This window comes from Streptomyces xiaopingdaonensis, from assembly GCF_000262345.1.
In the GTDB taxonomy this organism is placed as follows: domain Bacteria; phylum Actinomycetota; class Actinomycetes; order Streptomycetales; family Streptomycetaceae; genus Streptomyces; species Streptomyces xiaopingdaonensis.
The window spans coordinates 1-20,596 of sequence record NZ_AJTQ01000014.1; the positions used below are offsets into that span (position 1 = coordinate 1).

26 protein-coding genes are annotated in these 20,596 nt (G+C 72.5%); 18 read left to right on the forward strand and 8 right to left on the reverse strand.

What is annotated here, in order from left to right:
* Positions 1-41 precede the first annotated feature (41 nt).
* Entirely contained in the window at positions 42-575 is a 534-nt protein-coding gene (locus UWG_RS0100735) for a MarR family winged helix-turn-helix transcriptional regulator (protein WP_016905286.1), read from the reverse strand.
* 83 nt (positions 576-658) lie between these two features.
* Between UWG_RS0100735 and UWG_RS0100740 the strand changes: the two genes are divergently transcribed.
* Positions 659-1,393, forward strand: coding sequence for a hypothetical protein (locus UWG_RS0100740; RefSeq protein WP_016905287.1), 735 nt, complete (start codon positions 659-661; stop codon positions 1,391-1,393).
* Positions 1,394-1,447: 54 nt separating this feature from the next.
* Here UWG_RS0100740 and UWG_RS0100745 read toward each other — a convergent pair whose 3' ends face one another.
* Positions 1,448-2,086: a TetR/AcrR family transcriptional regulator gene (locus tag UWG_RS0100745; protein WP_016905288.1), complete on the reverse strand. Its 639-nt coding sequence runs from the start codon at positions 2,084-2,086 to the stop codon at positions 1,448-1,450.
* A 219-nt stretch (positions 2,087-2,305) separates the two neighbouring features.
* Here UWG_RS0100745 and UWG_RS0100750 point away from each other — a divergent pair, with 219 nt between their 5' ends.
* Entirely contained in the window at positions 2,306-3,331 is a 1,026-nt protein-coding gene (locus UWG_RS0100750) for a medium chain dehydrogenase/reductase family protein (protein WP_016905289.1), read from the forward strand.
* 122 nt (positions 3,332-3,453) lie between these two features.
* Here UWG_RS0100750 and UWG_RS0100755 read toward each other — a convergent pair whose 3' ends face one another.
* Both UWG_RS0100755 and UWG_RS0100760 read right to left on the reverse strand, forming a co-directional pair.
* Positions 3,454-4,110, reverse strand: a complete 657-nt coding sequence (locus tag UWG_RS0100755) for a response regulator transcription factor (protein WP_237719954.1) — start codon at positions 4,108-4,110, stop codon at positions 3,454-3,456.
* A 127-nt stretch (positions 4,111-4,237) separates the two neighbouring features.
* Positions 4,238-5,047, reverse strand: coding sequence for a sensor histidine kinase (locus tag UWG_RS0100760; protein ID WP_016905291.1), 810 nt, complete (start codon positions 5,045-5,047; stop codon positions 4,238-4,240).
* Positions 5,048-5,481: 434 nt separating this feature from the next.
* Here UWG_RS0100760 and UWG_RS0100765 point away from each other — a divergent pair, with 434 nt between their 5' ends.
* From UWG_RS0100765 to UWG_RS0100780, 4 genes are all read left to right on the forward strand, one after another.
* Positions 5,482-6,465 (forward strand): thiamine pyrophosphate-dependent dehydrogenase E1 component subunit alpha, encoded by a 984-nt coding sequence (locus tag UWG_RS0100765; RefSeq protein ID WP_016905292.1) that lies wholly within the window; start codon positions 5,482-5,484, stop codon positions 6,463-6,465.
* Positions 6,466-6,512: 47 nt separating this feature from the next.
* On the forward strand, positions 6,513-7,499 hold the full coding sequence (locus UWG_RS0100770; protein ID WP_016905293.1) for an alpha-ketoacid dehydrogenase subunit beta: 987 nt from the start codon (positions 6,513-6,515) through the stop codon (positions 7,497-7,499).
* A gap of 40 nt (positions 7,500-7,539) precedes the next feature.
* Positions 7,540-8,043 (forward strand): quercetin 2,3-dioxygenase, encoded by a 504-nt coding sequence (locus UWG_RS0100775; RefSeq protein WP_019544122.1) that lies wholly within the window; start codon positions 7,540-7,542, stop codon positions 8,041-8,043.
* Positions 8,044-8,234: 191 nt separating this feature from the next.
* On the forward strand, positions 8,235-8,831 hold the full coding sequence (locus UWG_RS0100780; RefSeq protein ID WP_016905295.1) for a TetR/AcrR family transcriptional regulator: 597 nt from the start codon (positions 8,235-8,237) through the stop codon (positions 8,829-8,831).
* Positions 8,832-9,406: 575 nt separating this feature from the next.
* Here the strand turns inward: UWG_RS0100780 and UWG_RS0100785 are convergent.
* Genes UWG_RS0100785 through UWG_RS0100800 form a run of 4 tightly spaced genes read right to left on the reverse strand, consistent with a single transcriptional unit; the run spans position 9,407 to position 12,483 of the window.
* Positions 9,407-10,279 carry an LLM class flavin-dependent oxidoreductase gene (locus tag UWG_RS0100785; RefSeq protein WP_016905296.1) on the reverse strand — a complete coding sequence of 291 codons (873 nt, stop codon included), beginning with the start codon at positions 10,277-10,279 and terminating at the stop codon, positions 9,407-9,409.
* Between the two features lies 1 nt (position 10,280).
* A complete protein-coding gene (locus UWG_RS0100790) occupies positions 10,281-10,661 on the reverse strand; it encodes a SchA/CurD-like domain-containing protein (RefSeq protein ID WP_016905297.1) in 381 nt (126 codons plus the stop codon).
* A 44-nt stretch (positions 10,662-10,705) separates the two neighbouring features.
* On the reverse strand, positions 10,706-11,467 hold the full coding sequence (locus tag UWG_RS0100795) for an SDR family NAD(P)-dependent oxidoreductase (RefSeq protein ID WP_016905298.1): 762 nt from the start codon (positions 11,465-11,467) through the stop codon (positions 10,706-10,708).
* Positions 11,464-12,483 (reverse strand): amidohydrolase family protein, encoded by a 1,020-nt coding sequence (locus tag UWG_RS0100800; protein ID WP_016905299.1) that lies wholly within the window; start codon positions 12,481-12,483, stop codon positions 11,464-11,466. Before UWG_RS0100800 ends, UWG_RS0100795 begins: the two co-directional genes overlap by 4 nt.
* Before the next feature lie 284 nt (positions 12,484-12,767).
* Between UWG_RS0100800 and UWG_RS0100805 the strand changes: the two genes are divergently transcribed.
* The 12 genes from UWG_RS0100805 to UWG_RS0100860 all read left to right on the forward strand — a co-directional run bounded on the left by UWG_RS0100805 (position 12,768) and on the right by UWG_RS0100860 (position 20,555).
* Complete coding sequence (locus tag UWG_RS0100805) at positions 12,768-13,220, forward strand: anthrone oxygenase family protein (protein ID WP_016905300.1); 453 nt, start codon at positions 12,768-12,770, stop codon at positions 13,218-13,220.
* A 64-nt stretch (positions 13,221-13,284) separates the two neighbouring features.
* Entirely contained in the window at positions 13,285-13,734 is a 450-nt protein-coding gene (locus UWG_RS0100810) for an ester cyclase (RefSeq protein WP_016905301.1), read from the forward strand.
* 49 nt (positions 13,735-13,783) lie between these two features.
* Positions 13,784-14,113, forward strand: a complete 330-nt coding sequence (locus tag UWG_RS0100815) for a TcmI family type II polyketide cyclase (protein WP_016905302.1) — start codon at positions 13,784-13,786, stop codon at positions 14,111-14,113.
* Positions 14,110-14,535, forward strand: coding sequence for an acyl-CoA carboxylase biotin carboxyl carrier protein subunit (locus UWG_RS0100820; RefSeq protein ID WP_016905303.1), 426 nt, complete (start codon positions 14,110-14,112; stop codon positions 14,533-14,535). Before UWG_RS0100815 ends, UWG_RS0100820 begins: the two co-directional genes overlap by 4 nt.
* A gap of 54 nt (positions 14,536-14,589) precedes the next feature.
* Positions 14,590-14,862 carry an acyl carrier protein gene (locus UWG_RS0100825; RefSeq protein ID WP_016905304.1) on the forward strand — a complete coding sequence of 91 codons (273 nt, stop codon included), beginning with the start codon at positions 14,590-14,592 and terminating at the stop codon, positions 14,860-14,862.
* A gap of 1 nt (position 14,863) precedes the next feature.
* Complete coding sequence (locus tag UWG_RS0100830) at positions 14,864-15,343, forward strand: SRPBCC family protein (RefSeq protein WP_016905305.1); 480 nt, start codon at positions 14,864-14,866, stop codon at positions 15,341-15,343.
* Positions 15,343-15,774, forward strand: a complete 432-nt coding sequence (locus UWG_RS0100835; protein ID WP_016905306.1) for a cupin domain-containing protein — start codon at positions 15,343-15,345, stop codon at positions 15,772-15,774. Before UWG_RS0100830 ends, UWG_RS0100835 begins: the two co-directional genes overlap by 1 nt.
* Positions 15,771-17,033, forward strand: a complete 1,263-nt coding sequence (locus tag UWG_RS0100840) for a beta-ketoacyl-[acyl-carrier-protein] synthase family protein (RefSeq protein ID WP_016905307.1) — start codon at positions 15,771-15,773, stop codon at positions 17,031-17,033. The genes UWG_RS0100835 and UWG_RS0100840 overlap by 4 nt, the downstream gene beginning before the upstream one ends.
* Positions 17,033-18,271, forward strand: coding sequence for a beta-ketoacyl synthase N-terminal-like domain-containing protein (locus tag UWG_RS0100845; RefSeq protein WP_016905308.1), 1,239 nt, complete (start codon positions 17,033-17,035; stop codon positions 18,269-18,271). The genes UWG_RS0100840 and UWG_RS0100845 overlap by 1 nt, the downstream gene beginning before the upstream one ends.
* A 29-nt stretch (positions 18,272-18,300) precedes the next feature.
* Positions 18,301-18,654, forward strand: coding sequence for an antibiotic biosynthesis monooxygenase family protein (locus UWG_RS0100850; protein WP_016905309.1), 354 nt, complete (start codon positions 18,301-18,303; stop codon positions 18,652-18,654).
* Positions 18,655-18,658: 4 nt separating this feature from the next.
* On the forward strand, positions 18,659-20,074 hold the full coding sequence (locus UWG_RS0100855; protein ID WP_016905310.1) for a tryptophan 7-halogenase: 1,416 nt from the start codon (positions 18,659-18,661) through the stop codon (positions 20,072-20,074).
* A gap of 79 nt (positions 20,075-20,153) precedes the next feature.
* Complete coding sequence (locus UWG_RS0100860) at positions 20,154-20,555, forward strand: nuclear transport factor 2 family protein (protein WP_016905311.1); 402 nt, start codon at positions 20,154-20,156, stop codon at positions 20,553-20,555.
* Positions 20,556-20,596 lie beyond the last annotated feature (41 nt).

The following is a 20,596-nucleotide window of genomic DNA, read 5'->3' on the forward strand; positions in this document are numbered from 1 at the left end:
CGGGCGTGCGTGGTGCGGGCGTGCGGTGCGGCGGGCGCGGGTCAGGTGTCGGCGGGTCCCCGGCTCTCGCCGTCCGGGTCGAGTCTCCTGAAGCCCGGGTGGATGTCGCTGGAGAGGCCCTGCGCGGCGGCGACCCGGCCGAGGAGGCCGTTGAGCGCGAGCTGCTCCTCCGGGTCGAGTGCGGCGAGGAACTCGGACTCGTGGCGCTCGGCGGCACGGTGGATCTCCGTGAGGACGCGGCGGCCGGCCTCGGTCGGGTAGAGCGACTGATAGCGCCGGTCGTTGGGGTTGCGCCTGCGTTCGACGAGCCCGCGCTGCTCCAGCGTGTCGAGGAAGGGCACGAAGCGGCTCGGCGTCATGCCGATCATGCGGGCCACCTCCTGCTGGTGGTGGCCGGGGGAGCGGGCGAGCAGACGCAGCAGGCCGGCCTGCGGTGGCGTCAGGTCGAGCTCGCTTATTCGCCGCGCGAAGCTCTGGGCCGCGAACTCGCCGAGCTGCGTGAGCAGGAAGGTCGCCCGGCGGGTGGCGCCGTCCGGCCCGGCGGCGGGGGCAGGACGCTCAGACGATGTGGTCATGAGAAAAAGCCTAACCCTTGTCAACGATGTCCCGTGTGGAACTATATTGGAAGCGAAATGATGCCGAGGGAAGGGGAGTTGTGATGACTGTCGGTTCGACGGGAGACGTGGCAGCGGAGCCGCGGGCGCCGCAGACGGGCAACGACGCGAGGAGGCGGGGCCAGTCCGGCCCGCCGCTGTGGATTCCGGCGCTGGCCTTCGCGGGCCTGGTGATCGTCTCCGTGGTGCTGGCGAGCTCGATGCCGCAGCCCTCGGCCTCCGCGAGCGAGGCGCTGGAGTACTTCCGCGACAACGAGACGGCGGCACGGGTCGCCGGCATCCTCCAGTTCGGCTCGGCCTTCCCGCTCGCCATCTGGACCGCCGTCGTCTACCGGCGCCTTCGCCGCCTCGGCGTGACGGCCCCGGGGCCCGCCATCGCGCTCGTCGGCGGCGTGATGTCGGCGGTGCTGATGGCGCTGTGCGGGGTGCTCGGCTGGACGGCCTCCCGGGCCGCCTCCCTCGACAGCCCCGAACTCGCCCGCGTACTCGCCGACTTGATGTTCGCGGCCGGCGGCCCCGCGCACGTGGTGCCGTTCGGCCTGCTCCTCGCGGGAGTGGCGGTGCCGGCGCTGCTCGTGCGGCTGACGCCGACCTGGTTCGCCTGGGCCGGGATCGTGCTCGCCGCCGTCGCGGTCCTCGGGACGCTCGCGCTGTTCGACACCGCGTTCGGTATCCCGCTGCCGATCGCGCGGTTCGGCGGCCTGATCTGGCTCGTCGCGGCGAGCGTGCTCCTGCCGCGCGAGCGCCAGCGGAGGACGGCGCCGCAGACGGCGGGCTGAACGTGCGGGCGCCCGCGCGCTGTTCGCGCGGGCCCGGAGACAAGGGGAGGGGACTCAGGTGTGCGCGGGAAGCCACTCGTCGAGAAGGACGAAGACCATCCGCTCCATGCGCGAGGCCGCCTGCTCGGTGCTGCTCCCGGGCTCGCAGAGCAGGTCGAAGGTCTCGAAGCTCGTCAGCGTGAAGAGCATCAGGCACAGCTCGTCGCGCTCGTCGGGGGTGGTCTCGGCGCCGGTCTCCGCCGTCAGCCTGTCGATGAGGGTGCGCAGCCCGACGCGTCGGCGCTCGCCGCGGTGGCGGAGCGTCTCCTCCAGGTCCGCGTCGATCACCGCCAGGCCGCGGAGGCGGCGGAGCGCCGTGCGCGCGGAGGAGTAGAAGCCGGCGAAGACGGCGATGAACTTCGCGAGAGCGGTGCGTGCGTCGGTGGCTGAGGCGAAGACGTCGCGGACGCCTCCCATGCCGCCCCGCGCGGCGAGGTCGTCGAAGAGCGACTCCAACAGGCCGGTGCGCGACTCGAATTGGTAGTAGACCGTCATCCGGGCGACGCCTGCCTGGCGTGCGACCGCCTCCATGCTGAAGGCGCCGGGGCCTTTTTCGCCGGTGAGGAGTTCGCCGGCGGCGGTGAGGATCTTGGTTCGGGTCTGCTCGGTCGCTGCCGCTTGGCGCTGGCCTGTTCGGTAGGGGCGAGGCGTCATGGCTCGACTCCAGGAAGACAAAGGGGTGGTCGCGGCATTCTATTGTATGGCCAGTCTATATAAAATCGAGGGGTGCGCCTGGCTGCGCAACTGCCGCACACCCCGCCCGACTTCACACGCGCGACGACGGGAGGCGGGGCCGGGCGCGAGGTACGGCGGTTCACCCGCTGCTCCAACTCGGGTGCACGGCCGACGTGTTGCTCTCACGGGAGGTAGCAGATGACGTATCGCCACATGAGCGTCGCCGAGTTGGGCGGGGCCGACGTACTGCGCTGGCGCGAGGCCGCGTTACGGGCGCCGGGGCCGGGGGAGGCCCAGGTGCGCGTGGAGGCGTGCGGGGTCTCGTACGGGGACGTGCTGCTGCGGGCAGGCGTGATCCCCGGTGGTCCGAAGCGCCCGTTCACTCCGGGGTACGACCTCGTCGGCGAGGTGGCGTCGGTCGGTCCGGGGGTCACCTCCGTACGGGTCGGGCAACACGTCACCGCGCTGGTGCGCAGCGGCGGCTACGCCGAGTACGCGAACGTGGCGGAGGAGCGCCTGGTACCGCTCCCCGAGGGGGTCGATTCGGTCTCGGCCGCGGCCGCCGTCCTCAACTACTTCATCGCGTACCAGATGCTCCACCGCGTGGCCCGCGTCGGGCGCGGCGGCACCATTCTCGTACACGGTGCCTCCGGCGGCGTCGGCACCGCCTTCCTCGAACTCGCGGGCGTGGCGGGGGTGACGTGCTACGGCACCTGCTCGGCGAAACGGTTCGCGCAGGTGCGGGAGCTCGGCGGGCACCCCATCGACCGGGAAACCGAGGACTTCACCGAGGTGGTCAGGGGCCTGCCGCAGGGACAGGTCGACGCGGTCTTCGATCCCGTCGGGGGCGGGCACTTCCGGCGCTCGTACCGGACGATCGGGAAGGGCGGGGCGCTCGTCGCCTACGGGCAGAACGCGGCGCTCCGCGGCGACCGCGCCGACCGGCTCGTGGGGGCGCGCGGCTTCCTCGGCGGGATCGTGCTGCCGAAGCTCGTGCCGGACGGCCGGCGCACGGTCTTCTACAACGCCTGGAGCCTGGAGAAGGAGCAACCCGCCGCGTACAGGCACGACATGGAGGCGGTGCTCGACCTGCTGAGACGCAACCGTATCCATCCCCGGATCGGACGGACGACGCCGCTGAGCGAGGCGGCGGAGGCGCAGCGGGCGATGGAGCGCGCCGAGGTCGGCGGGAAGATCGTGCTCGTCACGGGCTCCCACGCGTGAGGAGCAGCCGGACGGGGCCGGACGCCTGCGTCGTGCGCATGGCGTCCGACCCCGCCCGGCGCTCGGTGCGGGTCGAACGACCCGGCGAGCGCGACCGGTCGGTGCGCCGGTGTACCGACCGGTCAGCTACCGAGGCCCGCCTGCCGGGCCCTGATGACGGCCGTGGTGCGGTCGGTGACGTGGAGCTTGGCGAAGATCTGCGAGAGGTAGTTGCGGATGGTCTTGGCGGAGAGGCCGAGTTCCGCCGCGATACGGCTGTTGCTCTTCCCGTCCGCCAGCATGGTGAGCACGCTCCGCTCCCTGCCGGTGAGTTGCGGGAAGGGATGTTCCTGTACGGGGGGCTGCTTGAACCTGGCAAGGAGGTAGTCGGCGACCTCGGGGCCGAAGAGGACGCCGCCGTACCCCACCTCGAAGACGGCGCGGTGTATCTCCTCCGGGTGGGCGCCCTTCATCAGGTAGCCCCGGGCGCCGGCGCGGATGGCGGCGGCGATGTTCTTCGAGGTGTCGTCGGCGGTGAGGACCACGACGCCGGTCTCCGGACACCTGGCCTGGAGCAGCCTCGCTGCTTCGATGCCGTTGAGTCCCGGCATGCTGATGTCCATCAGGACGACGTCGGGGTGCATCTCCACGCACGCGGCTGCGACGTCGCTTCCGTCGGCGACCTCACCGACGACCTGGAGGCCGTCGCACCCCTCGATGAGCTGCCGCAGGCCCTGGCGGTAGAGCGGATGGTCGTCCGCGATGAGGACGCGCAGATATCTGGTGGACATGGCATTCATCGCTGTACTCCTCGGTTGGTCGGCGCCGCGTTCGTCCGCCGGCGCACCCGTCGGGGCAGGCGCCGGGCAGGAGGCATCGGGGCAGGAGGAAGGAGGGCGAGAAGGAGGTCGGGGATCGCGGGCGTGGTCAGTTGACGGGTAGGGGAAGCCGCACCCGCACGACGGTGCCGTGCGGTTGGCGGTGCGTCACGCTGAAAGTGCCGCCGTGCTCGTGTGCCTCCCGGCACATCGAGGGCAGGCCGAGGCCCGAGGTGGCGTCGCTCGCGATGCCGACACCGTCGTCGGTGACGGTGAGGCACACGGTGTCCCGGCTCACCGTCAGGTCGGTGTGGCAGTGCTCGGCGCCCGAGTGCCGTGCCGCGTTGGCCACGGCTTCGCCCGCGACACCGCGGAGCGCCGACTGGAGGCGCGGTGGAAGGGCCGACGCGTCCCCCGTGATCTTGCAGGTGAAGCGCGTCCTGCCGGCCGACGCCTGCGAGAGCGCCTTGGTGTGCATGTTCAGGAAGCCGGCGAGGTCGGTGTGCTCGCGCGTGGGTCTGTGGCCGCGGCGCGGTGCGTAGCGCAGGCTGCGCAGGGTGTGGCGGAGCTCCTCCAGTGAGCTGTTCACGTCGTCGACGGACTCGGTGAACAGCTCCGCGGCCTGCTCCGGACGGTCCCGGACGAGCAGCACCGCGCTCTGCATGCGAAGCTGCAGGGCCGCGAGGTTGGGCGAGAGCGAGTCGTGGAGCGTCTGCGCTAATCGGTGGCGCTCCTCGCGGCGTGCCTGGTCGATGTCGTGCGGACGAGGTCGGGAGCTCGCGCTCCGGCCGCGTCCCGGCAGCGTGCGCCTGGGGCGCCAACGCAGCATCCACAGGACCAGGGCGAGGCCGCCGAACGCCAGCGCCGCCAGCGTCGACCTCTCCGGTCGGTCGCTGGCCCGGGAGACGGAGCGGGTCAACTCGCGCGTCAGCGCGCCCGATCGGTTTCCGCCTCTTTTTGCAGGTCTGCCAACTAGGTCATGCATGGCTAGAAGTCCCCCGTTGAGTCGGACTCGGCACTCACATTGCCATACCCGCAATCACAGGCCGGAGCCTACTGAGCTTCACCTTTGCTACAGGTGATTCAAGACCGCCGTCGGCGATCCTCCCGATGATCTTTCGGTGCACTTACTACGGTTCAGGACTTTATGGTCCCGCAAGCGTAGGCGCAAGACTTACTTGTGCCCGGGTGAGTACCCGCGAGTGGCCTCAAGTGCCGGTTGTGATAGGACAGTTGTCAATCGCGTGAGTGAGCACTTACCCTCACCGGGGAGGCGACGCGTTGGTCCCGGGGGACTGGGAGCGCGTCCAGTCCGTATGCCCGAACGTCGCACCACGTTGAGGAGGCATTCCGATGGACCGACTACCCGCAGGCGCCGAGGAGCCCGGGCTCCGGATGTACCGGGTCATGGCAATGATCCGCGCTTTCGAGGAGCGCGTCGGCGAGTTGGCCGAGGAGATACCCGGAGCCGTGCACCTGTACATCGGGCAGGAGGCCGTGGCCGCGGGCGTCTGCTCGGTGCTCCGCGACGGCGACCACCTGGCGAGCACGCACCGCGGCCACGGCCACGCGATCGCCGCCGGCTGCGAAGTCGAGGCGATGGCAGCGGAGTTGTACGGACGCTCAGACGGCGTGTGCAGCGGCAAAGGCGGCTCGATGCACATCGCCGACCTCGGCCACGGCATGCTCGGCGCCAACGGCCTCGCCGGCGGCGGAGTTCCGCTCGCCTGCGGCGCAGCCCTCACCGCGCGGCAGCGCGGCACCGACGACGTCGCGGTCGCCTTCACCGGCGACGGGGGCGCCAACCAGGGCGCGGTCCTGGAGAGCCTCGTGCTCGCCCGCATGCTCGACCTGCCCGTGGTCTTCGTCGTGGAGAACAACGGCTACGCGCAGGCCACTTCGGCCGCACGCCACTTCTCCGGCACGGACATGTCGGCGCGGGCCGCGGGCTTCGGCATCCCCGGCGCCGTCGTCGACGGGGCCGACGCGCTCGCCGTGCGGGACGCCGCCTCGGAGGCCGTCGACCGGGCACGGAGCGGGCGGGGACCGACGCTCGTCGAGTGCAGGGCCCAGCGCTTCCACGGCCACATGGAGGGCTGGGACAACCAGGCGTACCGGCCCTCGGGCGAGGCCGAGCGGCTGCGCGCCGAAGCCGACCCGCTCGCGCTGCTCCGCCGCCGCCTCACGGAGGCAGGTCAACCCGCCGACGCGGGCGCCGAGTTGGACCGCGCCGAGAAGGAGAGCGCGGCCCGCGTCCAGGCGGCCTTCGACCGGGCGGCGCAGCCCGCCGAGCCGCTCCTCACGGCGCTGACGACGGACGTCTACGCCGCCCACTGACCCCTGGCGCCGCCAGGAGGTCCCGTCACGTCGAAGGGGGAGAAAGCGTGCGCACCATCACCTACGCGCAGGCCATCCGCGAGGCGCTCGTCGAGCGGATGGGGCAGGACGAGTCGATCGTCCTGATGGGAGAGGACGCCACCAGCGCCTGGGGGCCGACCCAGGGCATCGAGCAGGAGTTCCCGGGGCGCGTGCTCGACATGCCGATCACCGAGTCGGCCTTCGTGGGAGCCGCGGTGGGCGCGGCGGCGACCGGGCTCCGTCCCGTCGTCGACCTGCTCTTCGTCGACTTCGCGACGGTCTGCTTCGACCAGATCGTCAACCAGGCGGCGAAGCTCCGCTACATGACAGGGGGAGGCGTACGGGTGCCGCTGGTGCTCCGCGCCATGTGGGGCACGGGGATGCGGCGCGGTGCGCAGCACTCGCAGGCGCTCCACCCGCTCTTCGTGCACGTGCCGGGGCTGAAGGTGGTGACGCCCTCGAACCCGGCGGACGCCAAGGGCCTCATGGCGACGGCGCTCCAGGAGGACGACCCGGTGCTCTTCCTCGAGCACAAGATGCTCTACTTCACACCCGGCGAGGTCCCCGAGGAGCCGTACGCGGTGCCCTTCGGCGAGGCGTCGGTCGTGCGCGAGGGGTCCTCCTGCACCGTCGTCGCCGTCGGGCGGATGGTGCAGGTCGCGCTCGAAGCCGCGGACCGACTCGCGGAGTCGGGGGTGCGGTGCGAGGTGCTCGACCCGCGGACGCTCTCGCCGTTCGACAACGCTGCCGTCTACCGGAGCGTCGAGAAGACCGGCCACCTCGTCGTCGTCGACGAGGCGCACCCGAGGTGCGGGCTGGCCGCGGACGTCGCGGCGCAGGTGGCGCAGGACTGCCACGGCGCACTGCGCGGTCCCGTCCGGATGGTGACGGCGCCGCACGCACCCGTGCCCTTCAGCCCGGCCCTGGAGGACGCGTTCACACCGGACGCCGCCGAGGTCGTCGAGGCCGTACGTGCCACCGGGGCCGGCGAGCCGGCGCCCGCCCTCGCGTGAATACACCACCGCGCACCACGTACCGGACGAGGAGACGGGGATGACACTTCCGTTCATCAAGCAGGCGCAGGAGGGGCGTGCCGTGTGGCACGTGGGCGCCCTGCTCAACTTCAAGGCCACGGGCGAGGAGACGGACGGTCAGTTCTGGATGGCCGAGCAGATCTCCCCGCCCGGCTACACCTCGCCGCTGCACACGCACACCAGGGAGGACGAGATCTTCGTCGTGCTCGACGGGGAGATGAGCGTGCGCGTGGGGGAGGAGCACCACAAGGCGGTGCGCGGCGCCGTCGTCTTCGCGCCGCGGGGGCTGCCGCACCAGTTCCAGGTCGAGGACCCGGACACCCGGTTCCTGCTGATGGGGACGCCGGCCGGCTTCGAGAACTGGTTCTTCGAGACGGGCGAGCCGGCCCAGGGGCTCGTGCTGCCGCCTCCGCCCAAGGGGCCGCCGGACGTCGGCAAGTTGCTCGGCGCGCTGGAGCGTTACGGGGCGCGGATGGAGGGGCCGCCGCCCGGCCCGGGCGACGACGTGCCGCACACCCACTGACGCGGCAGCGGGAAGGAGCCGCGCGTACGCGCCGCCGTCGGGCCTGGCGGCGGTGCGTACGCGCCCGCGGTGCGTGCGAGGGGCCGTGAGTGAGCGGCCGCTCGTGTGGGACTACGCTGGACCGCCGCGCACGGGAGCCGTGCGCGGTCTTCGCATGCCGGCCACGAGTCCGGCCCTTCCCAGGAGCTTTCATGAACATGCGTGAGCGAATCATGAACGCGGCAGAGCGGGTGATCCGTGAGAAGGGGCTGCCGAAATGCACGACCAAGGAGATCGCCGAGGAGGCCCAGTGCTCCGAGGGTGCCATGTACAGGCATTTCCGGAGCAAGGAAGAGCTCTTTCTCGCCGTGCTCGCCGAAAGGATGCCGGGACTGCTGCCCGTACTGCGGGACCTGCCCGGGCAGTTGGACGCGGGAGAGGACGTACGCGCCACACTTGAACGCGTGACCGAGGAGGCACTCGCCTTCTACCGGGAGTCCATACCAATGACCCTCTCGGTCTTCTCCGAACCGAAACTCATGGTCTCGCACCGCTCCTGGATGCAGGAGAACCAGGTCGGCCCGCACCGTGCGGTGGAGCTGCTCGCCGCCTACCTGGAGTCGGCGAAACGGGCCGGTGCGGTCGGCGCGGAGGTCGATCCGGACGCGTCGGCGCGGCTGTTGCTCGGCGCCTGCTTCCTCAGTGCGTACAACGAGGAGCTGATGCCGACGTCTCCGCCCTCCGACCGCGCGGTGCAGACACGGGCGCTCGTCGACCAGTTGTGGAGGGCGCTCGCGGCACCGGCGTGACGCGGGCGCCGGGCCGCCCGGTCCGGGAGCGGAACCCCGGCGGCGGCTGCGGCGCCCCCACCGCGCGGCAACCGCCGCCGTGCGCAGCGGCGCTCTCGCGTTAGCGGACGCGAAGTTCGCGGTGCACCCGCGGCCGGCCTCCGGCGCACCCGTCGCTGCGGCGCCGAGTCGGCCGGACGGCGGCGGGCCGCGTCGGCTGCCGCCTGCCGTGCGGGGCTCCTGGCGGCAGCGCGCCCCGGGGTTGCTGCGCTCTCTGGGGACGTCGTGCCGGTGCCGGGCGGGCCGTGCCGGGCGCGACAGTAATTCGACGGCGGCCGGGCTCTTCGGCTCGGATTTGTTTCGCTTTGAATTCCCTCCGTGTTGCCTGGAATTCCGGCACGGCGAAACGGAGTTGCCGCATTCTGCGCCCGCGCCGCCGCGAGCCGGGCGTGCGGAAGCCTGCGGCCGGGGGAAATTCTGTCGGAGTTCTCTTCCCGCGGCGGGCGGGCAGGGTTTCCGTGGCCGAAACCAAACGCTCACGTGCGCAAGCGAGTTGTCCTTGGGTGGGGCCGGAACGGTGTCCGGCCCCACCAGGGTCACGCGGCGGCGGACACCGCTTCCGCGGCGCGGTCGATCTGGTCCCGGTTCGGCATGCAGGGCATCAGCAGGACTTCGTCGCAGCCGGCTTCCTCGTACTCGCCCAGCAGCTCGGCGAGTCGGCCCGACGAGGTGGCCGCGTTGCGGACGATGTGGTCGGCGAAAGGCCCCGCGCCGCGGTAGTACGAGCGGAGGTACGCCTCCGTCTCCTCCGCGCCGCCGGGCCCGAGCCCGACGTACGCGATCGCGGCGAGCCGCGGGCGCCCCGTCCTCCCCGTCCGCTCCCAGGCCGCCCGGAACTGCTCGGCACCTCCCCGGAACATCCCGGGCCCCGTACCGCCGCCTATCCAGCCGTCGCCGAAGCGCGCCGCACGCTCCAGCGCGCGCGGCGCATGGCCGCCGAGGAGCAGCGGCGGCCCACCCGGACGCGCGGGGGCCGGGCCGACGGCCGAGGGCTTGCCCGCCTCGGCCGAGGACCACAGCTCGCGCAGCTCCCGGAGTTGGGCGTCGGTCCGCGCGCCGCGCCCAGCGAGCTCGACGCCGCCGACGGCGAAGTCGTCCGGGCGCGAGCCGACGGCGAGGCCGAGCGTGAGACGGCCGTGCGAGAGCCGGTCGACGGTCGCCGCCTGCTTGGCGAGGAGCGCCGTGCCCGCGCGGAGCGGGGCGATGAGGATGCTGGTGGCGAGTCCGATCCGCTCGGTGACGGCCGCGGCCGCCGCCAGCGCCGTCAGCGGTTCCCAACTGCCGTGCACGAGGCGGTCGATGACGCCCAGCGTGGAGAAGCCGCCCGCCTCCGCGTGGCGTGCCCAGGCGACGACGTCGTCGCCGTTCACCGCGGGGTGGGCCGTGGGCAGGCCGATACCGACGTCCATGTCACTCCCCCGCGAGCGGCTGGTCGTGGCGGCGGGAGAGGACCATCTCCAGCGCCGCCTGGCGGAAGAACGCCTGCGCGCCCTCGCGCGTCGTCATGTCGCGGGGCGCGGCGAGGTGTTCCTCCAGGCCGCGCTCGAACTCGCGGACCGCGGGCTGCTGGCTCATGTGCGCGGCCACCATCGGCAGCGGTCCCTCGATCTCGATGACGCGGACCGCCATCTCCTTCCCGACGAAGGCCATCGTGCCGAGCAGCCGGCCCTGTACGGCCCCGTCCTCGCCCGTGATGTCGAACTGCGGGCGGCCGCTCTTGCGGAAGAGTTCCTTCACCTTCTCCTCGCTGCCGGGAAGCAGCGGGTAGAAGAGGGCGTGCCAGGTGCTCATAGCGGTCTCCTGTTCTGGGTGGCGTGTCTGCGGGTGCGCGGCGGTCACTGGCTCGCGGTGACGCCGCCGTCGACGTGGAGGATCTGGCCGGTGACGAAGGCGGCCTCGGGTGAGGCGAGGTAGGTGACGGCAGAGGCGACCTCCTCGGCCTCCGCGGTCCTGCCGAGCGGGATGCGGCCCACGAGCATGCGCATGAACTGCTCGTCCTGCGCGGAGCCGGAGACGAAGTCGGTACGGACGAAGCCGGGCGCGACGGCGTTGACCCGCACCCCGTGCTGCCCCCACTCGGCCGCCAACTGCTGGACGAGCAGGTTGAGTCCGGCCTTGCTCGCGCCGTACGCACTGAACCCCCGCCGTGCGCCGAGGGTTCCGCGCACGGAGGAGAGGTGCACGATCCGCCCGCCGCCGGCCGCGACCATCGACCGGCCGACGGCCTGCGAGAGCCAGAAGGCGCCGAGCAGGTTCGTCTCGACGACCGCGCGCCAGTCCTCCTCGGCGATCTCCGTGGCCGGCGCGACGACGAGTGCGCTGGCGCTGTTGACGAGGAGGTCGACGCCGCCGAACTCTTCGGTGACCTCGGCGACGAGGCGCCGTACGTCCGCCGGATCGCGGACGTCGACCGTGTGGGCGCTCCCCGAGCCGGGGCCGAGCGAGCGCGCCACCTCCTCGGCCCGCTCCTTCGATCTGCCGGCGACGGCGACGCGCGCGCCCTCCTCGGCGAGCGACCGGCAGACCAGGGCGCCGATGCCGCCGTACCCTCCCACCACCAGCGCTCTGTCGCCGTCGAAGCGCTTCTCGGCGCTCATCTCCGCACCTCCTGGGCTATGCGGTGCTCCGCGGCACCGCCCGCAGGCGCCGCCTGCGGCAAGTCGAAGATCCGCCGGGCGTTCCCGGCCCGGATCAGTTCCAAGTGCTCCTCCGGCAGCCCCAGTTGGTCGAGGCGGTGCAGGGACTCGGGGAGCGGTGCGCTCATCGGCGGGGTGTCGGTGCCGAAGAGCACGTTGTGCACGCCGAACGCGTCGACGGCGGCGGCGAGGGCGCGGCGGCTCGGCGTCGCGGTGTCCACGTGGACGCGTCGGAGCTCGTCGGCGAGCGGCGGGGGCGGGTCGGCCGGTGCGGGCGCCTGCCCCGTGTTTCCCGGGGGGCCGCCGCCGAACCCCGGAGGCATCCGCCGCGCGCGCTCCAACCGCTCCAGCAGCAGGGGCAGTCCGCCTCCGCAGACGGGCGCGATGATCCGGAGCGCGGGGTACTTGCGCAGCCAGCCGGCGAAGAGGACGGCTGCGGTGCCCGTCGTCACGTCGGCGGGCCGCGCGATCTGCTCCACGAGTCGCAGGTCGTCGAGGGCCGCGCCGCCGGCGGGCTCGGCCGGCGGGTGGAGCATGACGGGGGCGCCGTGGTGCGCGGCCATGGCGAAGAAGCCGTCGGCCTCGGGACCGTCGAGGAACCGGCCCTGCACGCTGGAGTTGACGATGAGGCCGACGAACTCCGGCTGCTCCAGCCGCTTCGCGGCGCGCTCCCACTCCGCGTCCCCACCCAGCGGGTTGACGTACGCGTACGCGCGGAGGGACCCGGGGTGGGCACGGACCTGCTCGCCGAGCCAGTCGTGGAAGCGCTCCAAGTCCCCTGCGGGCTGGCGGTAGTTGTCGACCCCCGGTGTCTTCACCATCGTCCCGGCGCCGACGGGGCTGCCGACGACGGTGGTGGTGATCCCTGCGGCGGCCTTCGCCTCCAGCATGCCCTCGACGTCCGCGAGGCTCGGCGGCATCGGGTAGCGCCGGAAGAGCTCAGGAGACGTGAGGTGCCCGTGTACGTCGATCGCCATCGACCCTCCCGGGGTGAGTGAGTAAACGCTCACGAGGATGCGGCCGTCCTGACGGGACGTCAAGGGTGCACGGAAAACCCGGGACGGAGTCCCGGGACGGTCCGGGAAGAAGTCCCGGGCCCGTCAGACGGATGTCCGGTGCCCCCGGGACGCCCCGCCGCGCAGCATCTACTGGCGTGCCGGCGTCCACCGGACGGCCGGCCGGAGCGCCGCAGGGCCCGGGGCGGTGCCGTCCGGTGGCCGGGGCGTTCCACGTCCCGGCCGATCCTCCGAGGAGAGCGGATATGCAGAGAAACGTGAACGTCTGGTTGCTCTCGTCCTCCAGCGTTCAGCTCGGCACGTTGTGGATCATGAAGACGTCGATCCTGCCGATGCTCAACTCGATGCCGTACAAGGCATACGTCGATGCCTGCCAGCGCATCGACATGCACGTCTTCCACCCCATCGCGTTCTGGAACGGCCTGGCGACGACCGGCCTCAGCGCCGCGCAGGCGATCCGGTCGGACGACCCGGTCGCCAAGGCCCTCTACGCGGCGGGCGCGTTGGGCATGGGCGTCGTCGCCGTCGCCTCCGAGGGCGTCAACCGGCCGATATGGCGGCAGATCGAGCGCTGGAGCCCCCAGCAGTCCTCCGACGGCTGGCGCGCGAAGCGCCGCCGCTGGCACCTCGCCCACCAGACCCGCACGCTCGGCGCCGCCGTCGCGGCGGGCGCCTTCGTCGCCGCCGCGCTGCGCTGATCCGACGACCCGGGAAGACCGCGGGGGCGCCGCGCCCCGCCCGAGCAGAAAGCGAGAGGAAGCCATGGCAGAGCCGTCCCAGAGCGTTCAGGACCGCAAGGACCTGGTCCGCCGGATCACCGAACGCGCCTTCAACGAGGGCGATCTCTCCGGCATCGACGCGCACTTCGCGCCCGACTACGTCGTCAACGCGCCCGGGCTCCCCGACCAGCCGCCGGGGCCCGAGTCCTTCCGCCAGGCGGTCACGCTCTGGCGCACCGCCTTCCCCGACGTGCACGTCACCGTCGAGGACGTCGCGGGCGAGGACGACCGCGTCTACTGCCGGTTCACCACGCGGGGCACCCACCGCGGGCCGCTCATGGGGATGGAGCCGACCGGACTGCCCATCACCGTCCACGAGATGTCCTGCCACCGGTTCGCCGGCGGCAAGGTCGTCGAGTCCTGGATCGGCGACAACGTCCCGCGGATCCTCCTCGACATCGGCGCCCTCCGCCCCATCGAGCAGGCCGCCTGACCCACCGCGCCGCCCCCCGACGGCCACGAAACCAACGGAGGAGCCCGTCATGCACCGCACGTTGATCATCGCCCGCATGCAGCCGGGGGCGCAGGACGACGTCGCCCGCATCTTCGCGGAGTCCGACCGCACGGAGCTGCCCGCCGTCGCGGGCGTCACCCACCGCGCGCTCTACCGCCTCGGCGACGCGTACGTGCACCTGCTGGAGACCTCGGCGTCCGGCGGGGCGGCGGTCCAGGAGGCCCGCAGGCACCCGGAGTTCACCAGGGTGAGCGAGCGGCTCTCCCCGTTCATCACGCCCTACCTGCCCGACTGGCGCTCGCCCAAGGACGCCGTCGCCGAGTGCTTCTACACCTGGGACAACGGGACCGAGCGATGAACGCGCCCCAGGGGGAACGTCCGGCGGCGGCGAGGACGGGGACCGCGGAGGGCCGCGCGCGCCCGGCCTCCGTCGAGGGCAGATGGCGGTTGCGGGCGTACGCGCAGGAGGTGGCGGAACAGTTGCTCACCTCGCTCGCGCCGCTCCACGCCCTCTCCGGTGTCGCACTGCCGGAGTCGGTGGCAGCCCGTACGTCCCGGAGTACGCAGGTCACCTGCCCCGAGAGCGGCACGCTCCAGCAGCCGCTCGTGGAGGTCGGCGACGAAGTGCGGGCCGGCTCGGCCGTCGCCGTCCTGGAGACCTCGGGACGGATGCGCCTGCTCACCGCGCGCGCCCCGGGCCGGGTCGCAGCCGTCCACGTGCCGAGCACCCAACAGGTCGAGCAGGGACGGGTGTTGCTGACCCTCGAGCCCGCCGGCTGACGGCACACCTCCGACCGCGACACGCGCAACCACTCACACACGAAAGGCGATCCGATGACGATCGAGCACGGCACCGGCACCCTGCGTCCCGTCACCGCCGCGGTGATCGAGGAGATCCTCACCACGCACGCCGGCGTCCCCGCCGAGGCACTCGAAGGCCGACTCGACACACCTCTGGAGGAGTTGGGCGTCGACTCGCTCGCCGTCCTGGAGCTGGAGGCGGTCGTCGCCGACCGGCACGGGCTCCAGGTGCCCGAAGGGGCGGTCGGCATGGGTGTCAACACCATCGTCGACCAACTCACCGCTCTCGAAGGGAGGGTCGGCTGACATGGCGGGCCACACGGAGAACAGCGTCGTCATCGCCGCACCGCTGCAACTGGTGTGGGACCTCACCAACGACGTCGACGGCTGGACCGACCTCTTCACCGAGTACGCGGCCGCCGAGGTCATGGAGCGCAGGGGGAACACCATCCGGTTCCGCCTCACCCTCCACCCCGACGAGGAGGGACGCGTCTGGTCCTGGGTGAGCGAACGGACGCTCAACCCCGACGACCACACCGTCCACGCCCACAGGTTGGAGAAGGGGCCCTTCGCGTACATGCAGATCTTCTGGCGGTACGAGGAGGTGCCCGAGGGCACCCGTATGACCTGGATACAGGACTTCTCCATGAAGCCGCAGGCCCCCGTCGACGACGCCGGGATGACGAAGCGGCTCAACACCAACTCGCCCGTGCAGATGGACGCGATCAGACGCCGCATCGAGGAACGGGCGAAGGCCCGGGCCGCGGCCGGCGCGCAGGGGAAGTGATGAGCGTGGCACCCGAGCAGCAGCACCCGGTCGTCGGGATCGACGACGTCGCCGCCAACCACCGGCGCGGCGGCGAGACACGCGCCGTCCTCACGCCGACCACGACGGGGGCGACCTCCGGCTTCATGGGCGTCGCCAGGCTCGCCGAGGGCGAGTGCATCGCCGAGCACTACCACCCGTACAGCGAGGAGTTCCTCCTCCTGATCGAGGGCGAACTCACCGTCGACATCGACGGCAGCCCCGTCGTCCTCGCCGCCGGCCAGGGGATGTGCATCCCGAAGCACGTCCGGCACCGGCTGCGCAACACCGGCGCGGCGCGGGCGTTCGCCGTCTTCCACCTCGCGCCGCTCGCGCCGACGCCGCCCGAGGGCCACGTCGACACCGAGGACGCGGCGGCGGCGCGGAAGTACGCGGCGGAGAGGGCGACATGACGCGCCGCGTCGTCGTGACGGGGCTCGGTCTCGTCGCGCCCGGCGGCGCCGACCGGGAGGCGTTCTGGGAGCGGATCACCTCGGGGCGCACCGCGACCCGCAGGATCACCGCGTTCGACCCGTCCGCCTTCCGGTCGCAGATCGCCGCGGAGTGCGACTTCGACGCGGAGGCCGCAGGGCTCACGCCGAAGGAGACCCGCCGCTCCGACCGCTACGTGCAGTTCGCACTCGCCGCGACGGCAGAGGCGCTCGCCGACAGCGGCCTCGACCCGGACGGCGCGCTGCGCGAGCGGACGGGCGTCGCCCTCGGCAGCGCCGTCGGCGGAACCCTCGCGCTGGAGCAGGAGTTCGTGGTGGCGAGCGACTCGGGCCGGGAGTGGCTCGTCGACCCGGACTTCACGAGTCCGTTCCTCTACCAGGCGCTCGTCCCCAGCAGCCTCGCCGCCGACATCGCCGCACGGTACGGGCTGCACGGCCCGGCCACCGTCGTCTCCACCGGCTGCACCTCGGGGATCGACGCCATCGGACACGCGTACCACCTGGTGGCCGACGGCGACGCGGACGCGATGGTCACCGGCGCCTCCGACTCGCCCATCTCGCCGGTGACGGTGGCGTCGTTCGACGCCATCAAGGCCACTACGCCCGACAACGACGCGCCCGAGCACGCCTCCCGGCCCTTCGACCGGGACCGGCACGGGTTCGTCCTGGGGGAGGGGTGCGCCGTCCTCGTCCTGGAGGAGCTGGAGCACGCGCGGCGCCGCGGCGCGACCGTCTACTGCGAGGTCGTCGGGTACGCCAACCGCGGAAACGCCTTCCATATGACGGGACTCCGGCCCGACGGCGCCGAGATGGCGGAGGCGATCACCGACGCGCTCGCGCAGGCCCGCACCGACCCGGGCGACGTGCACTACATCAGCGCCCACGGCTCGGGCACCCGCCAGAACGACCGGCACGAGACGGGCGCCTTCAAGCGGGCGCTCGGCGAGGCGTCGCGGACGATCCCGATCAGCTCCATCAAGTCGATGGTCGGGCACTCGCTCGGCGCCATCGGCGCGATCGAGATGGCCGCCTGCGCCCTCGCGATCGAGCGGGGCGTCGTGCCGCCCACCGCCAACTGGGAGCACCGGGACCCCGAGTGCGACCTGGACTACACGCCGAACACCGCCAGGGAGACGCGCGTCGACACGGCGCTCTCCGTCGGCAGCGGCTTCGGCGGCTTCCAGTCGGCGATGCTCTTCTCTCGACTCAAGGAGTTGTGATGTCCCGCCGGCAAGCGGTGATCACCGGCGTCGGAGTGGCCGCGCCGAGCGGCCTCGGCGCCAGCGCGCACTGGGAGTCGCTCCGCAAGGGCGTCCGCACCATCGCGCCCACCAGCCTCTTCGACGCCTCCGGCTACGACACCCCGCTCGCGGGCGAGGTCACGGGCTTCGACCTGGAGGCACAGGTCGACGGGCGCCTCCAGGCGCAGACCGACAGATGGACCTGGCTCGCCTACGCGGCGGCCGACCAGGCCCTCGCCGACGCCGAGTTGGACCCGCGCGCCGTCGACCCGTACCGGCTCTCCGTGGCGCTCGCCAGCTCCTCGGGCGGCAACCAGTTCGGCCAGCGGGAGCTCCAACGGCTGTGGCACCCGGAGACGTCGCGGAAGGTGGGCGCCTACCAGTCCATCGCCTGGTTCTACGCCGCGACCGTCGGCCAACTCTCCATCCGCCACCAGGCCAAGGGCCCGTCGAGCGTCCTCGTCTCGGAGAGCGCGGGCGGTCTGGACAGCCTCGGGCACGCGGCCCGCCTCGTCGAGCGGGGGGCGTCGGTCGTCCTCGCCGGCGGCACCGAGGCGCCGTTGAGCCCGTACGCGCTCTCCTGCCAGCAGCGCTCCGGCTGGCTGAGCACCGCGACCGACCCCGACGCCGCCTACCTCCCCTTCGACGCCGACGCCGACGGGTACGTACCGGGCGAGGGCGGTGCGGTACTCGTCGTCGAGGACCTGGAGCACGCGCTCGCCCGCGGCGCCACCGTCCGCGCGGAGATAGCGGGTTGGGCGGCGCGCCACGACGGCGTCCCCACCAGGCGCCGGGGCACGCCCCCGGTCCGCCACTACGCGGCGGCGCTCGCCGGCGCGTTGGAGAAGGGCGGGACCGAGCCGGGAGAGGTCGACCTCGTCCTCCCCGACGCGCTCGGCGTCCCCGCCTACGACGCGGCCGAGTGCGCCGCGCTGCGGGAGGTCTTCGAGGGGCCCCTCCCGGCCGTCGCCGAGTACAAGTCGCTCACCGGGCGCCTCTACCAGGGCGGCAGCGCGCTCGACGCGGCCACGGCCGTGCTCGCCGTGGAGCGCTGCCAGATACCCGCCTCGGGGACGCCGCGCACCCCGGCCGCCGGGTGCGCGCTCCCCTTCGTCGAGGAGGAGCGGAGCGGCGCCGTCGACTCGGTGCTCATCGGCTCCCGCGGCTACGACGGCTTCAACAGCGCCCTGTTGGTGCGCAGCCCCAGGTCCGCATGACCCGCACCCCACCGTCCGAAGGAGCCGCCATGCCAGCACCGACGCGCACGGGCCGCGCCCGCGTCGTCTTCCTCATCCGCGTCGAGCCCGACCGGACGACGGAGTTCCTCCAGGCGTACGAGCAGATACGGCACCTCGTCGCCGACGGGGTCCCCGGACACGTGCGCGACCAGGTCTGCCAGTCGTCGACCGATCCCGCCCAGTGGCTGATCACCAGCGAGTGGGAGCGCCTCGAGGACTTCGAGGCGTGGGAGCGCACGCAGGACCACCGCGATCTGGTGCGCCCGATGCGCGCCTGCTTCAGCGAGGCCCGCTCCCTCCGTTTCCAGATCATGGCCGAGACGTCGGCGGCCGAGCCCCTTACCTCCACGAAGAACGGGTGAGAACATGCCACGAGCACTGGTCATCGGCGGCAGCGTCGCCGGACTCGTCGCCGCGCTGGCCCTGGCGGACGCCGGGCACGAGGTCGGCGTCGTGGAGCGCGACGGCGACCCCGTACCGGAGAACACCGGGCAGGCGCACGAGAGTTGGCGCCGCCCCACCGTCCCCCAGGTCCACCAGTCGCACGCCTTCGGCTCGCTCGGGACCAACATCCTGCGCACGCGGATGCCCGCCGTCTACCGTCGGCTCGTCGAGGCGGGGGCGCGGGAGATACGTCTCGGCGAAGCCATGCCGCCCACCCTCACCGACCGCACTCCCCAGCCGGGCGACGAGGAACTCCGCATGCTCGGCAGCCGGCGCACCACCTTCGAGCTGGTGCTGCGGCAGGTGGTGGCCGAGGACAGCAGGATCGGCCTCACCCCGGGTGCGACGGTCGACGGGCTCGTCGTCACCGAGTCGGGCAGGGTCGCCGGCGCCCGGCTGCGCGACGGGACGCGGCTGCCGGCCGACCTCGTGATCGACGCCTCGGGGCGCCGCTCGCACGGCGCCGAGTGGCTCGCAGCCGAGGGGATCGCACAGCCCCGGCGGACCACCCACAGCGCCGACATCACCTACTACACCCGCTACTACCAGGCCCACTCACCGAAGCCGGCGGGGCCGCTCAACCGCGGGTTCGGCGCCGGCGGCCTCTGGGACCACTACACGGCCGTCCTCTTCCTCGGCGACAACGACACCTTCACGCTCTCCTTCGGCGTCCTCCCCGAGGACACCGAGGCGAAGGCGCTCCGCCGCACCGAGGTCTTCGACGCGGCCGTACGTGCCACGCCGCTCCTCGCGCCCTGGGTCGACCCGGAGTACGCGACGCCGATCTCCGCGGTGCACAGCATGGGCGGACTCGACAACTCCCTCCGCGTCCACGACGAGCAGACGCCACCGGTCCCCGGCTACCTGCCGATCGGCGACGCCGTCTGCACCACCAACCCGGCCTACGGGCGCGGCGTCTCGCTCGCCATCGCCCACGCGACGGCCCTCGTCGACCTGCTAGGCGACCACCCGGAGCCCGACGAGGAGCAGGCCCGCGCCGCCGCCGAACTCGCCAGGGAGACCTTCACCCCCTGGTTCGAGGACGCCGTGCGCAACGACGCCGGACGCGCGGGGCTCTGGCGCGCCACGCTCGCGGGGAACCCGCCGCAGAAGCCGCCCGAGGGCGTCCTCACCTTCGCCGACCTCGCCGAGGCGTCGGGCACCGATCCCGTCGTCTGGCGCCGGATGGTCCGCTCGATGATGAGCCTCGACGACCCGGCCGCCATGTACGGGGACGAGGAGATCAGACTCCGCGTCAAGCAGGCCGCCGCCTCGCCCGTCCCCGGCTTCCCCGCGCCGGACCGCGCCTCGTTCGTCGAGACGCTCCGCGCCGCATGACCCGCGCGGCCCGACGGCCGCGCCTCCCCGCCCGCCAACCCCCCGCACACAGCGGGGAGTTCCATCCACAGGAGGAGCCATGAAGGTCACCGAGCACCCCAACGCCAGGCTCATGGAGAAGGTCTACAACGCCTTCACCGTCGGCGACGTCGACACGGCCGCCACGTACTGGGACAAGGACTGCGTCCACTACTACCCCGGCCGGAGCCGCCTCTCCGGCGCCCACCGCGGCATGGACTCGGCGCTCGCCTTCTCCCGCGAGATGTTCGAACTCACCGAGGGCCGCATCCAGATGGAGATCAAGGAGGTCGGCGCGAGCGACACGATGGCCTTCGCCACCGTCTTCACGCGCTACGAGCGCAAGGGCCGGACGCTGGAGATGCCGTTCATCAACGTCGCCCGCATCGAGAACGGCCTCATCCAGGAGTTCTGGACCTACCCCGACGACCAGCAGGCCGTCGACGAGTTCTGGACCGACTGACCCGAGACCACCGGCACGGGCGCGAGTCGCCCTCGGACTCC

Coding starts and splice junctions, on each gene's coding strand:
- UWG_RS0100735 (WP_016905286.1), bottom strand. CDS start 575: ATGACCACATCGTCTGAGCGTCCTGCCCCCGCCGCCGGGCCGGACGGC.
- UWG_RS0100740 (WP_016905287.1), top strand. CDS start 659: ATGACTGTCGGTTCGACGGGAGACGTGGCAGCGGAGCCGCGGGCGCCG.
- UWG_RS0100745 (WP_016905288.1), bottom strand. CDS start 2,086: ATGACGCCTCGCCCCTACCGAACAGGCCAGCGCCAAGCGGCAGCGACC.
- UWG_RS0100750 (WP_016905289.1), top strand. CDS start 2,306: ATGACGTATCGCCACATGAGCGTCGCCGAGTTGGGCGGGGCCGACGTA.
- UWG_RS0100755 (WP_237719954.1), bottom strand. CDS start 4,110: ATGAATGCCATGTCCACCAGATATCTGCGCGTCCTCATCGCGGACGAC.
- UWG_RS0100765 (WP_016905292.1), top strand. CDS start 5,482: ATGGACCGACTACCCGCAGGCGCCGAGGAGCCCGGGCTCCGGATGTAC.
- UWG_RS0100775 (WP_019544122.1), top strand. CDS start 7,540: ATGACACTTCCGTTCATCAAGCAGGCGCAGGAGGGGCGTGCCGTGTGG.
- UWG_RS0100780 (WP_016905295.1), top strand. CDS start 8,235: ATGAACATGCGTGAGCGAATCATGAACGCGGCAGAGCGGGTGATCCGT.
- UWG_RS0100785 (WP_016905296.1), bottom strand. CDS start 10,279: ATGGACGTCGGTATCGGCCTGCCCACGGCCCACCCCGCGGTGAACGGC.
- UWG_RS0100790 (WP_016905297.1), bottom strand. CDS start 10,661: ATGAGCACCTGGCACGCCCTCTTCTACCCGCTGCTTCCCGGCAGCGAG.
- UWG_RS0100795 (WP_016905298.1), bottom strand. CDS start 11,467: ATGAGCGCCGAGAAGCGCTTCGACGGCGACAGAGCGCTGGTGGTGGGA.
- UWG_RS0100800 (WP_016905299.1), bottom strand. CDS start 12,483: ATGGCGATCGACGTACACGGGCACCTCACGTCTCCTGAGCTCTTCCGG.
- UWG_RS0100805 (WP_016905300.1), top strand. CDS start 12,768: ATGCAGAGAAACGTGAACGTCTGGTTGCTCTCGTCCTCCAGCGTTCAG.
- UWG_RS0100810 (WP_016905301.1), top strand. CDS start 13,285: ATGGCAGAGCCGTCCCAGAGCGTTCAGGACCGCAAGGACCTGGTCCGC.
- UWG_RS0100815 (WP_016905302.1), top strand. CDS start 13,784: ATGCACCGCACGTTGATCATCGCCCGCATGCAGCCGGGGGCGCAGGAC.
- UWG_RS0100820 (WP_016905303.1), top strand. CDS start 14,110: ATGAACGCGCCCCAGGGGGAACGTCCGGCGGCGGCGAGGACGGGGACC.
- UWG_RS0100825 (WP_016905304.1), top strand. CDS start 14,590: ATGACGATCGAGCACGGCACCGGCACCCTGCGTCCCGTCACCGCCGCG.
- UWG_RS0100830 (WP_016905305.1), top strand. CDS start 14,864: ATGGCGGGCCACACGGAGAACAGCGTCGTCATCGCCGCACCGCTGCAA.
- UWG_RS0100835 (WP_016905306.1), top strand. CDS start 15,343: ATGAGCGTGGCACCCGAGCAGCAGCACCCGGTCGTCGGGATCGACGAC.
- UWG_RS0100840 (WP_016905307.1), top strand. CDS start 15,771: ATGACGCGCCGCGTCGTCGTGACGGGGCTCGGTCTCGTCGCGCCCGGC.
- UWG_RS0100845 (WP_016905308.1), top strand. CDS start 17,033: ATGTCCCGCCGGCAAGCGGTGATCACCGGCGTCGGAGTGGCCGCGCCG.
- UWG_RS0100850 (WP_016905309.1), top strand. CDS start 18,301: ATGCCAGCACCGACGCGCACGGGCCGCGCCCGCGTCGTCTTCCTCATC.
- UWG_RS0100855 (WP_016905310.1), top strand. CDS start 18,659: ATGCCACGAGCACTGGTCATCGGCGGCAGCGTCGCCGGACTCGTCGCC.
- UWG_RS0100860 (WP_016905311.1), top strand. CDS start 20,154: ATGAAGGTCACCGAGCACCCCAACGCCAGGCTCATGGAGAAGGTCTAC.